General features: G+C 69.5%; 4 protein-coding genes, 1 tRNA gene and 1 pseudogene. 1 reads left to right on the top strand and 5 read right to left on the bottom strand.

Going from position 1 to position 13803, the window contains the following annotated elements:
* Positions 1-96 precede the first annotated feature (96 nt).
* The 4 genes and pseudogenes from ABZ564_RS32170 to ABZ564_RS32155 all read right to left on the bottom strand — a co-directional run.
* Positions 97-894: pseudogene (locus ABZ564_RS32170) on the bottom strand (helix-turn-helix domain-containing protein); the annotation flags it as partial.
* A 199-nt stretch (positions 895-1093) separates the two neighbouring features.
* A complete protein-coding gene (locus ABZ564_RS32165) occupies positions 1094-3862 on the bottom strand; it encodes a DNA translocase FtsK (RefSeq protein WP_360862964.1) in 2769 nt (922 codons plus the stop codon).
* A 194-nt stretch (positions 3863-4056) separates the two neighbouring features.
* A complete protein-coding gene (locus tag ABZ564_RS32160) occupies positions 4057-4734 on the bottom strand; it encodes a response regulator (protein WP_360862963.1) in 678 nt (225 codons plus the stop codon).
* 245 nt (positions 4735-4979) lie between these two features.
* Positions 4980-10442, bottom strand: coding sequence for a HAMP domain-containing protein (locus tag ABZ564_RS32155; RefSeq protein ID WP_360862962.1), 5463 nt, complete (start codon positions 10440-10442; stop codon positions 4980-4982).
* A gap of 401 nt (positions 10443-10843) precedes the next feature.
* On the opposite strand from ABZ564_RS32155, the gene ABZ564_RS32150 reads away from it, so the two are divergent.
* On the top strand, positions 10844-13471 hold the full coding sequence (locus ABZ564_RS32150) for a SpoIIE family protein phosphatase (protein WP_360862960.1): 2628 nt from the start codon (positions 10844-10846) through the stop codon (positions 13469-13471).
* Positions 13472-13534: 63 nt separating this feature from the next.
* On the opposite strand, the gene ABZ564_RS32145 is transcribed toward ABZ564_RS32150, so the two are convergent.
* A tRNA-Thr gene (locus ABZ564_RS32145) sits at positions 13535-13607 on the bottom strand.
* Positions 13608-13803 lie beyond the last annotated feature (196 nt).

Here is a 13803-nt window from a genome sequence, read left to right as displayed (position 1 = left end):
CCTGTCCGGTGCGCTGCTGCGGCAGGACCGGGGCGGAGGGCGGGGGCTGCGTCGGGGCAGAAGAAGAGGGCGCAGGGGAAGACGGCGCAGGGGAAAGCCGACCTCGGGGTCGCCCTTGGTGTACGAGAGCCGCTCGACCTGTCCGGGCTGGAACTGGTCCTCGACCTTCTTTCCGTTGACGAAGAGCTCGATCGACCCGGCGTTGCCGAGGACGAGGTCGACCCGTTCCTTGTCCTGGAAGGTCTTCGACTCGCCCTGCTGGAGCGTGCCGTCGAAGAGGGACCGGCCGTTGTGGTCCTTGGCCGAGATCCAGCTGCGGCCCTGGGTGGCGCTGAGCTTGACCGTGACCTTGTCCTGGGGCGCCGCGGCGATGGCGCTCTCGGACGGGACCGGCTTGGGGTCGGCGGGCTTGCTGGCGGAGGGTTTCGGGGCGATCTTGTCGGACGTGGGGCCCTCGGCCACCTGGCCGGCCGTCGAGGGTTCGTCGCCGCCCTTGAAGAAGGTGAAGCCGACGAAGCCGACCACGGCGACGATCGCCGCGACCATGGCCGCGGTCCAGTTGGGCCGGCGGGGTTCGGAACGGATGCGTTCGGCCTCGAACAGAGGCGCCGCCGGAGTGGGCGCGGGACGGCCGCCGTGTTCGGCGTCGTACTGCGTGACCAGGGGTTCCGGATCGGTGCCGACGGCACGGGCGAGTGTGCGGATGTGGCCGCGGGCGTACACGTCGCCGCCGCAGCGGGAGAAGTCGTCCTGCTCGATCGCGTGCACGATGGGGATGCGCACCCGGGTGGACGTGCTGACCTCTTCGACCGTGAGACCTGCGGCGATACGAGCCTGCTGGAGCACTCGACCGATCGAAGGCCGGTCGTCTTCGGGGGAGTTGCCGATGGACACGGGGGCGCCTTTCGAGCGTGAGCCACCTGCTGGGTGTTCAGTCTAGGGGGGGTACGAAAGGGTGGGGCAACCGGGCGGGTGGACTTTGTACGCCATCAGATTCGAACAGAGCCGGTTTCGCCGAGCCGCCGGGGAAGGACGATCCGTCCTTCCCTTCAACTTGACGTACAGCTCGGCGAAACGGTTGCCCGCAAAATTCTTACGAACCGGTTTCCCCCCGGATCTGTGCCAACACCCCGTCGAGCTCCTCCGGTTTCACCAGGACGTCGCGCGCTTTGGAACCCTCGCTCGGTCCGACGATGTTGCGGGACTCCATCAGGTCCATCAGCCGCCCGGCCTTGGCGAAGCCGACCCGTAGCTTGCGCTGGAGCATGGAGGTCGATCCGAACTGGGTGGAGACGACCAGTTCGGCGGCCTGGCACAGCAGGTCGAGGTCGTCGCCGATGTCCTCGTCGATCTCCTTCTTCTGCTTCGTCCCGACCACCACGTCGTTGCGGAAGACGGGGGCCATCTGGTCCTTGCAGTGCCGGACGACGGCCGCGACCTCGTCCTCGGTGACGAAGGCGCCCTGCATACGGGTCGGCTTGTTCGCCCCCATCGGCAGGAACAGGCCGTCACCCTTTCCGATGAGTTTCTCGGCCCCGGGCTGGTCCAGGATGACGCGGCTGTCGGCGAGCGAGGAGGTGGCGAAGGCGAGCCGCGAGGGCACGTTCGCCTTGATCAGTCCGGTGACGACGTCCACCGAGGGGCGCTGTGTGGCGAGCACCAGGTGGATGCCGGCGGCGCGGGCCAGCTGGGTGATGCGGACGATCGAGTCCTCGACGTCGCGCGGGGCGACCATCATCAGGTCGGCCAGCTCGTCGACGATCACCAGCAGATACGGGTAGGGCGACAGCTCCCGTTCGCTGCCCTCGGGTGTCTTGAGCTTGCCGGTGCGTACGGCGTGGTTGAAGTCGTCGATGTGCCGGTAGCCGAAGGCCGCGAGGTCGTCGTAGCGCAGATCCATCTCCCGTACGACCCACTGCAGGGCCTCGGCGGCCTTCTTGGGGTTGGTGATGATCGGCGTGATCAGGTGCGGAATGCCCTCGTACGCGGTCAGCTCGACGCGCTTGGGGTCGACGAGGACCATCCGGACGTCCTCCGGCGTCGCCCGCACCATGACCGAGGTGATCAGGCAGTTGATGCAGGAGGACTTGCCGGAGCCGGTCGCACCGGCCACCAGGACGTGCGGCATCTTCGCCAGGTTGGCCATCTCGTAGCCGCCCTCGACGTTCTTGCCGAGCGCGACGAGCATGGGGTGGTCGTCCTCCGCCGCGTCCGCGAGCCGCAGCACGTCACCGAGGTTGACCATCTCCCGGTCCGAGTTGGGGATCTCGATGCCGACCGCGGACTTGCCCGGAATCGGCGAGATGATGCGGACGTCGGGGCTGGCGACGGCGTACGCGATGTTCTTGGCGAGCGCCGTGATGCGCTCGACCTTCACGGCCGGCCCGAGCTCCACCTCGTACCGCGTCACCGTCGGCCCGCGGGTGAAGCCGGTGACCGCGGCGTCCACCTTGAACTCGGTGAAGACGTTGGTCAGCGAGGCCACGATCGCGTCGTTGGCGGCGCTGCGGCTCTTGCCCGGGCCGCCGCGCTCCAGCAGGTCGAGCGAGGGCAGCGCGTACGTGATGTCGCCGGAGAGCTGGAGCTGCTCGGCGCGGGCGGGCAGCGGCTGCGACTCGGAGCGCTCGGGGACCGGCTTGGTCAGATCGGGTACGCCACCGGCCGGCGTGGACTGCGCACGCTTTCCGGCCGGCTCCGCCTCCCTGGCGCCCGGCACCGGCGTTCCCGTGCGTTCGCGGTCCACCGAGACGCCCTGGGTCAGGCCGGCGACGACCGGCGAGGGCGGCATGCCGTTGAGCACGGCACCGTCCAGTGCGGCGGCGGCCGCGGCCGCGACGTCCACCGCGTCCATCGGGCGGTTCATCGCGGGCTGCACCGAGGGCCTGCGCGGTCTGCGGCGCTTGGACAGCGCCTCGGTCTCCGACAGGTCCGGGGCGTACTCCTCGGTCGCCTGGCTGCCGCGCGCCGGGGCACGGCGCGAGCGGGCCGGAAGCGCCTCGCGCCACTGCTCGTCGTACCGTTCGTCGTCGTTGACCTCCTGCGTCTCGGGGTCGTACACCGGTTCGACGATGCCCAGCTTGACGCCGAGCAGCCGCAGCCGCTGCGGGATGGCGTTCACCGGGGTCGCCGTGACGACCAGCAGGCCGAAGACAGTGAGCAGCAGGAGCAGCGGTACGGCCAGCACCTCGCCCATGGCGAAGATCAGCGGCTTGGACGCGCCCCAGCCGATGAGGCCGCCCGCGTCCTGCATGGCCTCGGTTCCCTCGGCGCGCCCGGGCGAACCGCAGGCGATGTGGACCTGGCCGAGCACGCCGACGACCAGGGCGGAAAGACCGATGACGATGCGACCGTTGGCCTCGGGCTTCTCGGGGTAGAGGATCAGCCGCACCGCGATGGCGCCCAGCAGTATCGGTACGAGCAGGTCGAGCCGGCCGAACGCGCCGGTGACGAGCATCTCCACGAGATCGCCCACCGGGCCACGCAGGTTCGACCAGGTGCCGGCGGCGACGATCAACGCGAGGCCGAGCAGCAGCAGCGCGACACCGTCCTTGCGGTGCGCGGGGTCGAGTCCCTTGGCACCGCGCCCTATGCCGCGGAACATCGCGCCCACGGCGTGGGCCGCCCCGAGCCAGACGGCCCGCGCCAGCCGGTACACCCCGCTCGTGGGCGAGGGCACCGGTGGCGGCGGAGCGGCCTTCCTGGCCGCCGTCTTCCTGGCCGGCGCCTTCTTCGCGGGCGCGGTCTTCCTGGCCGCGCTCTTCTTGGCGGGCGTGGCTTTCTTCGCCGGACCCGGGCCACCGCCGACGCGCTTCGCGGTGCCCGCCGTGCCCTGGGAACCCTTGCCGGACGTACGTGAGGCCATGGGGCCGAGGTTACCGGTGTCCACGCCGGTGAACACGTGCGCGTACCGGTTCACCCGTCCGTGTCGCCCTGGGGGGACCGGAAACTGACGCGCCCTCACCGGTGGGCGGGCGCCGAACGCCCACAACCGCCGGTCAGTTGCCCTCGGCCCCTTCCGGAGACGCTCGCGCACAGGGCGGGTGGCCGGGCGCGTCGTTACGAGGGAAGGACTGCCGAGGCCCCGCCGGTGCCCGGCTCCAGCGCGTCCAGCGCGCGGCGCAGCCCGGTCAGCTTCCGTTCGAGATGGGCGGCCGTCGCCACCGCGCCCGCGTCCGCCGACTCGTCGTCGAGCTGCTTGGACAGCGCCTCCGCCTGCTCCTCGACGGCCGCGAGCCGCGCGGAGAGCTCGGCCAGCAGCCCGGTCGGCTCCTTCTCCTGCTCGGCACTCCCCTGCCCGCCACCCTCCAGCTGGAGCCGTAGCAGTGCCGCCTGCTCCCGCAACTTGCAGTTCTTCATGTACAGCTCGACGAAGACCGAGACCTTGGCCCGCAGCACCCAGGGGTCGAACGGCTTCGAGATGTAGTCCACCGCGCCCGCCGCGTAACCCCGGAAGGTGTGGTGCGGGCCGTGGTTGATCGCGGTGAGGAAGATGATCGGGATGTCCCGGGTCCGCTCCCGCCGCTTGATGTGCGCGGCGGTTTCGAAACCGTCCATGCCCGGCATCTGGACGTCCAGCAGAATGACCGCGAAGTCGTCCGTGAGCAGCGCTTTGAGCGCCTCCTCCCCTGACGATGCCCGTACCAGTGTCTGATCGAGCGCAGAGAGAATGGCCTCCAGCGCCAGCAGATTCTCCGGTCGGTCATCGACCAGGAGGATCTTGGCCTTCTGCACCATGGCCCGTCCTCCTCGCCCCGGAATCGCACCGGGCGCCGCCCCAGGGGACGACTCCCTTACGCCGTCCGTCCTTGTGCCGGTCATGGTAGCCGCACCCCGGCGGTCACCACACCCTGTCACCGTGATGTCACTGTGCACGTACCGGAAACGCGGGGGGAGACCGGAAGGTTCCCCGTAATCCGCGTCGCCACACTCCTTCGGACACCGCCGGTCAGCGAACCTTCGTGGATTCGCTCAATGAGTGCTCACTCTCCGCTCATCCACTGCTCCATGACCGAAAGAAGATGATCGGGATCGACCGGTTTGGTGACATAGTCCGACGCACCGGACTCGATCGCCTTCTCCCGGTCGCCCTTCATCGCCTTCGCGGTCAGCGCCACGATCGGCAGGCCGGCGAACTGCGGCATCCTGCGGATCGCCGAGGTCGTCGCGTAACCGTCCATCTCCGGCATCATGATGTCCATCAGCACCACCGTCACATCGTCGTGCTGCTCCAGGACTTCGATGCCCTCGCGCCCGTTCTCGGCGTAGAGGACGGTCAGTCCGTGCTGCTCCAGCACGCTGGTGAGCGCGAAGACGTTCCGGATGTCGTCGTCGACGATCAGCACCTTCTCACCGCTGAACCGGAACGTCCTGCGTACCTCCGGCTCCTCCTGACCGCCCACGGCCCACGGCTCCTGCGGGGCGGCCGGGGCCGGCTGCGAGGCGGGGGCGGGCGCCGGACGCGGCGGCAGCGCGGGCTGTTGCTGTCCGCCTCCCAGCGCCTTGCGCCGGCGCCGCAGCAGCCCCGCCGCACCGCCGGACTCCTGCCGGGCGCCCCCCGGACGCGGCGCGGCCTGCGCGATGTCCGGGGAGCCCGGCACGTACACCTGGCCGGCCTCCGCCGTGCCGGTCTGACCCCCGGCCGGTCCCGGAGCGATCTGCGGGTAGCCCTGCGGCGGGAGTTCACTCGGGTGCAGCGGCAGGTACAGCGTGAACGTCGAGCCGCGCCCCGGCTCGCTCGCCGCGTGGATCTCACCACCCAGCAGCCGCGCGATCTCGCGGCTGATGGAGAGCCCGAGGCCCGTACCGCCGTACTTGCGGCTGGTCGTCCCGTCCGCCTGCTTGAACGCCTCGAAGATGACCCGCATCTTGCTCGCCGCGATCCCGATGCCCGTGTCGGTCACCGAGAAGGCGATCAGGTCGCCGTCCGCGTCCCGCAGCGAACCGGCCTCCAGCAGCTGCTCCCGGATGGCGTCCGGCACCTCCTGGCCCGCGTGCCTGATCACCAGCTCGACAGCCCCGCTGTCGGTGAACTTCACCGCGTTGGAAAGCAGGTTGCGCAGCACCTGCAGCAGCCGCTGCTCGTCGGTGTGCAGCGTGGCCGGCAGCTCCGGCGACACCCGTACGGAGAAATCCAGCCCCTTCTCCGCGGTGAGCGGCCGGAACGTCGCCTCCACGTAATCGACCAGCTGCACCAGGGCGATCCGGGTCGGGCTGACGTCCATCTTGCCCGCCTCGACCTTCGACAGATCGAGGATGTCGTTGATCAGCTGGAGCAGGTCGGAACCCGCCCCGTGGATCGTCTCGGCGAATTCCACCTGCTTCGGCGAGAGATTGCCCTCGGCGTTGTCCGCGAGCAACTTGGCCAGGATGAGCAGCGAGTTGAGCGGCGTACGCAGCTCGTGCGACATGTTCGCCAGGAACTCGGACTTGTAGCGCATCGAGACGGCGAGCTGTTCGGCACGCTCCTCCAGGACCTGCCGCGCCTCCTCGATCTCGGTGTTCTTGACCTCGATGTCGCGGTTCTGCCGGGCCAGCAGCTCGGCCTTCTCCTCCAGTTCGGCGTTGGACGCCTGGAGGGCCTTCTGCCGGTTCTCCAACTCCTGCGAGCGGTCACGCAGTTGCTCGGTGAGCTCCTGCGACTGTTCGAGCAGCTTCTCGGTCGTCGTGTTGACGCTGATGGTGTTGACGCTCGTGGCGATCATTTCCGCGAGCTGGTTGAGGAAGTCCCGCTGGATGTGCGTGAACGGCTGGAAAGAGGCCAGTTCGATCACGCCGAGGACCTTGCCCTCGAAAAGCACCGGCAGCACGATCACATGCGCGGGCGGTGCCTCGCCGAGCCCGGAGGAGATCTTCAGGTAGCCGGGCGGAACGTTGTCCACCTGGATCGTCCGCTTCTCCTCGGCGGCCGTGCCGATGAGCGTCTCGCCAGGCCGGAAGGACGTCGGCATGGAGCCGGCCGAATAGCCGTAGCTTCCCCGCATGCGGAGCTCATACGCCCCTTCGGCCTCGCCGCCCAGCGCGTCGGTCTCGCCGGTGGGCGTGGCCAGGAAGAACGCGCCGTGCTGCGCGGAAACCACAGGCGTCAGCTCGCTCATGATCAGCGAGGCGACGTCGTCGAGGTCGCGCCGGCCCTGCATCAGACCGGAGATCCGGGCGAGGTTGCCCTTGAGCCAGTCCTGCTCCTTGTTGGTGGCGGTGGTGTCACGGAGGTTCGCGATCATCGTGTTGATGTTGTCCTGGAGGGCCTGGATCTCGCCCGCCGCGTCCACATCGATCTTCAGGTTGAGATCGCCGCGCGTCACCGCCGTGGCCACGGCCGCGATGGCCCGCACCTGGCGGGTCAGGTTCCCTGCCATCTCGTTCACCGACTCGGTGAGGTCGCGCCAGGTGCCGTCCACGTCGCGCACCCGCGCCTGGCCGCCCAGCTGGCCCTCGGTACCCACCTCGCGGGCCACCCGTGTCACCTGTTCGGCGAACGAGGACAGCTGGTCGACCATCGTGTTGATGGTGTTCTTCAACTCCTGGATCTCGCCGCGCGCATCGATGTCGATCTTCTTGGTGAGGTCGCCCTTGGCGATGGCCGTGGTGACGGCGGCGATCTGGCGCACCTGGCCCGTCAGGTTCGACGCCATCGAGTTCACGGACTCGGTGAGGTCCTTCCACGTACCCGAGACGCCCGGGACGCGTGCCTGGCCGCCCAGCTCGCCCTCCGTGCCCACCTCACGGGCGACGCGGGTCACCTCGTCCGCGAACGAGGACAGGGTCGTCACCATCGTGTTGACGGTGTCGGCCAGCTCGGCGACCTCGCCGCGCGCCTCGACGGTGACCTTCTTCGTCAGGTCGCCGTTGGCGACGGCGGACGAGACGCGGGAGATGTTGCGCACCTGGCTGGTCAGGTTGTTGGCCATCAGGTTGACGTTGTCGCTCAGGTCCTTCCAGATGCCCGTCGCACCCCGCACCCGCGCCTGGCCGCCGAGGATGCCCTCGGTACCCACTTCACGGGCGACGCGGGTCACCTCGTCGGCGAAGTTGAGCAGCTGGTCGACCATCGTGTTGACGGTCGTCACCAGTTCGAGGATCTCGCCCTTGGCATCGACGGTGATCTTCTTCGAGAGATCACCATTGGCGACCGCGGTGGTCACCTCGGCGATGTTCCGCACCTGAAGGGTGAGGTTGTTGGCCATGCCGTTGACGGACTGCGTGAGGTCCTTCCACGTACCGGAGACCCCTTGCACCTCGGCCTGACCGCCGAGAATCCCCTCGGTACCCACCTCGCGGGCCACCCGTGTCACCTGCTCCGCGAAGTTCGAGAGCTGGTCGACCATCGTGTTGAGGGTGTTCTTCAGCTCCAGGATCTCGCCGCGCGCGTCCACGTCGATCTTCTGCGACAGATCACCCCGCGCCACCGCCGTGGCGACCTGCGCGATGTTACGGACCTGAGCGGTCAGGTTCCCCGCCATCCCGTTCACCGAGTCCGTCAGATCACGCCACACACCGGCCACGCCGGGCACCTGCGCCTGGCCGCCGAGGCGCCCGTCCGTCCCCACCTCGCGGGCCACCCGTGTCACCTGCTCGGCGAAGGCGGAGAGCTGGTCGACCATCGTGTTGATGGTGTTCTTCAGCTCCAGGATCTCGCCGCGCGCGTCCACGTCGATCTTCTGCGACAGATCACCCCGCGCCACCGCCGTCGTGACCTGCGCGATCTGGCGCACCTGGGAGGTCAGGTTCCCCGCCATGAAGTTGACGGAGTCGGTGAGTTCCTTCCACGTACCGGAGACGCCGTCCACCCGCGCCTGACCGCCGAGGCGCCCCTCGGTCCCGACGTCCCGCGCCATCCGCGTGACCTGGTCGGCGAAGGAGGAGAGCTGCGCCACCATCGTGTTGACGGTGTTCTTCAGCTCCAGCATCTCGCCCGCGACATCGACGGTGACCTTCTGCGACAGGTCGCCGTTGGCGACCGCCGTGGTCACCTGCGCGATGTCACGCACCTGACCGGTCAGGTTCCGGAACGCCGTGTTCACGGAGTCCGTGAGGTCCTTCCAGGTCCCCGCCGCGCCCGGCACCTCGGCCTGCCCACCGAGCCGGCCCTCGACGCCGACCTCCCGGGCCACCCGGGTCACTTCCGAACCGAAGGACTGGAGCTGGTCGACCATCGTGTTGACGGTGTTCTTCAGCTCCAGCATCTCGCCGGCCACGTTGACGGTGACCTTCTGCGACATGTCACCGCTGGCGACCGCCGTGGTCACCTGCGCGATGTCACGCACCTGGATCGTCAGGTTCCGGAAGACCGTGTTCACCGAGTCGGTGAGGTCCTTCCAGGTGCCCGCCGCACCCGGCACCTGCGCCTGGCCGCCGAGCACCCCCTGACCGCCGACCTCGCTGGCCACCCGGGTGACCTCGTCCGCGAAGGTGCGCAGCGTCTCGGTCATCTGATTGATCGTCTCGGCGAGCTGGGCGACCTCGCCGCGCGCGCTCACCTGCACCTTCTGCGACAGGTCACCGTTGGCGACCGCCGTCGTGACCTCCGCGATGCCGCGCACCTGGGAGGTGAGGTTGCCGGCCATCGTGTTGACGGAGTCCGTGAGGTCCTTCCACACCCCTGCCACGCCCGGCACCACCGCCTGACCGCCCAGCTCGCCCTCCGTACCCACCTCACGGGCGACCCGGGTCACCTCGGAGGAGAACGAGGACAGCTGGTCGACCATCGTGTTGACGGTGTTCTTCAGCTGAAGCATCTCTCCGGCGACATGGACGGTGACCTTCCGCGACAGGTCGCCCTTGGCGACCGCCGTCGTCACCAGCGCGATGTCGCGCACCTGCGCGGTCAGCCGGTACGCCATGGTGTTGACGGAGTCCGTGAGGTCCTTCCAGGACCCGGACATCCCGCGCACCTGGGCCTGACCACCGAGCTTGCCCTCGGTCCCCACCTCGACAGCCACCCGCGTCACCTGCTCGGTGAACGCCGACAGCTGGTCGACGAGGTTGTTGACGGTACGGGCGACCTTCAGGAACTCCCCGCGCAGCGGCCGTACCGTCCCGTCCGCCGTGTGGGAGCGCAGCTCCATCCGCTGTTCGAGATCGCCGTCGGCCACCGCCGACAGCACCCGTCCCACCTCGGAGACCGGCCGTGCGAGATCGTCGACCAGTTCGTTGGAGGCATCGATGGCCGCAGCCCAGGAGCCCTCACAGGCGCCCGTCTCCAGCCGCTCGGTGAGCTTGCCCTCCCGGCCGACCACGCGCCGCACCCGCGCCAGTTCGCCCGTGAGGTGCAGATTGCGGTCGGCGACCTCGTTGAACACCGCGGCGAGTTCCGCCATCACGCCTTCGCCGGAGACCGTGACGCGCCTGCGGAAGTTCCCGTCGCGCATGGCGACCAGACCTGCCAGCAGTCTGTGGAGCGCCGCGGCGTCGACCTCGACGGTTCCATGGCGCTGCTTCTTCACGGACTGACCGCCTTTACTGCGCGCACCTGAACCCCGCGCCGCCACGTCAGACTCCACCGTGTCCCTCCCGCAGGGGTTGACCGTCTAGCTAGGACCTCGTCCGAGAGCTTGCCCAGAACTTCCATGGCTCACCGCCACAGCCCACCGTCGACGGGTGACCATGCGGACGTCAAATCGTTGAAACGTACCAGGCGGGAACCGGTCGGGGTGGAACCCCCCATGGTTGTCCCACATCTCTCCGGGGGGAAGCCCATCCTGGCCGGTCACTCGCCTGTTCCCGCCCGGCTCTGTCCGAAGTCGGCCCTCCTGTACCCGGTGCACGGGGGAAGCGTCTAGCCTGGCAGGCGAATCGAAGCGGCGAGAAACGGGCACAGGACTCGGGGAAGCGACGAGACACCAATATGGGGAGTGCTGTGATCACGGCGCGTGCGGCTGCCACTTTCGACCCGGTGGCGCGCTCCGTCGCGACGGCCCGTGCTTTTGTCCGCGAAACGCTCCAGGGGTGGGGGTACACCGACGTCATCGACGACGCCGTGGTCCTCACCAGCGAACTCGTCACCAACGCCGTCGTCCACGCGGGCACCGCGGCGGACGTCCTGTGCCTGCGCACGGAGGACGGCGTCCGGGTCGAGATCTCCGACCACTACCCGGAGCGGGAGATCCCGCTCCAGTCGGCCGGCCTCGACTTCGGCAGCCCGGACCGCGAGAACGGCCGCGGCCTGCTGCTGTGCGCGGCTCTCGCTTCCCGGTGGGGCGTCGAGTACTCCCCCACCCACAAACATGTCTGGTTCCAGCTCGATCTCCCGGACCGCCCGGTGGGCGTCCGCTCGTCCGGCCCGCTCCTGCCGGTCGGCCTGCTTCCGGTCACCGACGAGCACGTCAGGGTCGCCGTCGTCCAGATCGACAGCGCGGGCTCCGTCGCCGCCTGGAACGACGACGCCGCATACCTGTTCGGATATACGGCTGACCAGGTCATCGGGAAACAGCTCACCGACTTCACCGCCTGGCCGCAGACCCCCGGCACCAACACCGGCATCGCCGACGCCCTGCGCCTCTCCCGCTGGGAGGGCAGCTACGGCATCCGGGGCGCCGACGGCCGCACCATCCCGGTCTACGGCTCCCACCTGCGGGTACGGGACCCCCAGGGCGAACCGTCGACGGTCTGCCTCCTGGTGCGCGACTACGAGCGCGCGGTCCTCCAGACCCCGGTGCGCGCCCCGGTCTCGGACGCCACCGAGAGCCGCAAGACGGACCCCTTCGAGGTCTTCATCGGCTCCCCCGCCCCCGACGACCTCGACGGTCTGCTCCAGCGCACCGTCGAACGGGCACGCGACATGCTCGACGCCGACGCCGCCTTCCTGCTGCTGGCCACGGACGACGAGACCGAGCTGGAGGTCCGGGCCACGACCGGTCTGCCCTCCGCCCGCCAGCGTTTCGCCCGTGTCCCCGTAGAGGCCGGCACCGGGCGGTACGGCTCCGCCCGGATGCCCGCCGTCCACGAGGACCTGGACGCCGTCCCGGGCGCGGTCCCGCTGCTCGGCAACACCGGCATGCGTTCGGTGGTCACCGTCCCGCTGAAGGTCGAGGGGCGCCTCACGGGCTCCCTGGGCGTCGCGGCCGAGGCCGCCGGCCGCTATTCCAACGAGGAGGCGCTGCGCCTCCAGTTCGCCGCGGACCGGATCGCCCTGGCGGTCGAGTCGGCGCGCCTGGGTGAGCTGGAACGGCTGCGCCGCGGCTCGCTGTCCTTCCTCGTCGAGGCGTCGGACCTGCTGGCGGGCACCCTGGACCGGGACCAGACGCTGGCGCTGATGGCCCAGATGACGGTCCCGACGCTGGCCACCTGGTGCGCCGTCTACACGATCGCCGATCAGGCGTCGGAACCGGAGCTCTCCTACGTGCTCCACGAGGACGAGGAACGCATCGACGGCCTCAAGGCCCTCCTCACCAGGATCTCCCCGCCGGAGCCGGTGCCGACTCCCGGGGCCCGCGTCTGGACCGCGCCGTCCCAGGCCGCTCATGAGGCGGCACTGCGCATCTCGATGCGCAGTATCGGTATCGGAGAGCCGGGAGGCCTCGGCTCAGGCACCCGTACGACACTCGCGACGGCGGCGGCGGTGGGCGGGGAGACCGTCGTCCTCCCGCTCGTCGCCCGCAACCGGGTCATCGGCATGCTCACGCTCGGCAAGCCGTCCGACGACCACTTCCGCCAGGAGATCCTGGAACTGGCCGAGGACCTGTCCCGCCGGGCCGCCCTGGCCCTGGACAACGCCCGCCTCTACTCGGAGCGCACAGCGATCAGCCAGTCCCTCCAGCGCAGCCTGCTGCCGCCGGGCCTGCCGACCGTACCCAACGTCGAGGTCGACGTCATCTACCGTGCGGCCGGCGAGGGCAACGAGGTCGGCGGCGACTTCTACGACGTCTTTCCCATCCGGGACGGCGCTTACGGCTTCGCCATCGGTGACGTCTGCGGTACAGGACCGGAGGCGGCGGCCGTCACGGGTCTGGCCCGCCACGCGCTGCGCCTGCTGGCCCGGGAGGGTTTCGGCGGCCCCGCGGTCCTGGAGCGGCTCAACGCCGCCATCCTCGACGAGGGAACCCGCAGCCGCTTCCTCACGCTGCTGTACGGCGAACTGTGGCCGCAGGAGGACGGCAGCGCACTGCTGAAGGTCGTCTGCGCGGGTCACCCGCTGCCGCTGCGCCTGCGCCAGGACGGCTCGGTGGAGCCCGCGGCGGACCCCCAGCCGCTCCTGGGCGTCATGGAGGACCTGGAGCTGTACGAGCAGGCGTTCACGCTGGAACCGGGCGATGTCCTGTTGTGCGTGACAGACGGCGTGACGGAGCGTCGGGAGGGTACGCGCATGCTCGGCGACGACGGCCTGGCGGATGTCCTCGCCCACTGCACGGGGCTTACGGCGGGTGCGGTGGCCGCGCGCATTCTTCGGGCCGTCGAGCGCTTCGCCGCCGACCCGCCCTCGGACGACATGGCCATCCTCACGATGCGCGTCCCGGAACCGCGCCCGGCATCCTAGGCCGGCACCGCCCCCGCGTACGAAGAAAGGCCCCGCCAGATGGCGGGGCCTTTCTTCTTTCTGAGCCCCAATGCGGAATCGAACCGCAGACCTTCTCCTTACCATGGAGACGCTCTACCGACTGAGCTATTGGGGCCTTGCTGCCCTGCGGCAACGAGCTAAAGCATACCCTGATCCGCGGGTTATGCAAAGCCGCCCGGCACACCGTCGCCGCCTCGCTGCGAGCCGGCCGGCGACGCGGGTGCACGGGGGTGGGAAGCGGCTCCGGAACGCGGAAAAGCCCCGTGCCACAGGGGCACGGGGCTTTTCCTAAAAGGAGTTCGGCGGCGTCC

Origin of the sequence: Streptomyces sp. NPDC019224 (assembly GCF_040632605.1) — a bacterium.
Classification (GTDB): Bacteria; Actinomycetota; Actinomycetes; order Streptomycetales; family Streptomycetaceae; genus Streptomyces.
Note: the sequence above shows the minus strand (reverse complement) of the source record. Positions and strands in the feature narration are given on the sequence as shown.

Bases quoted from the DNA above. Each gene is read 5' to 3' on its own strand.
- ABZ564_RS32165 (WP_360862964.1), bottom strand. From the start codon at position 3,862: ATGGCCTCACGTACGTCCGGCAAGGGTTCCCAGGGCACGGCGGGCACC.
- ABZ564_RS32160 (WP_360862963.1), bottom strand. From the start codon at position 4,734: ATGGTGCAGAAGGCCAAGATCCTCCTGGTCGATGACCGACCGGAGAAT.
- ABZ564_RS32150 (WP_360862960.1), top strand. From the start codon at position 10,844: ATGGGGAGTGCTGTGATCACGGCGCGTGCGGCTGCCACTTTCGACCCG.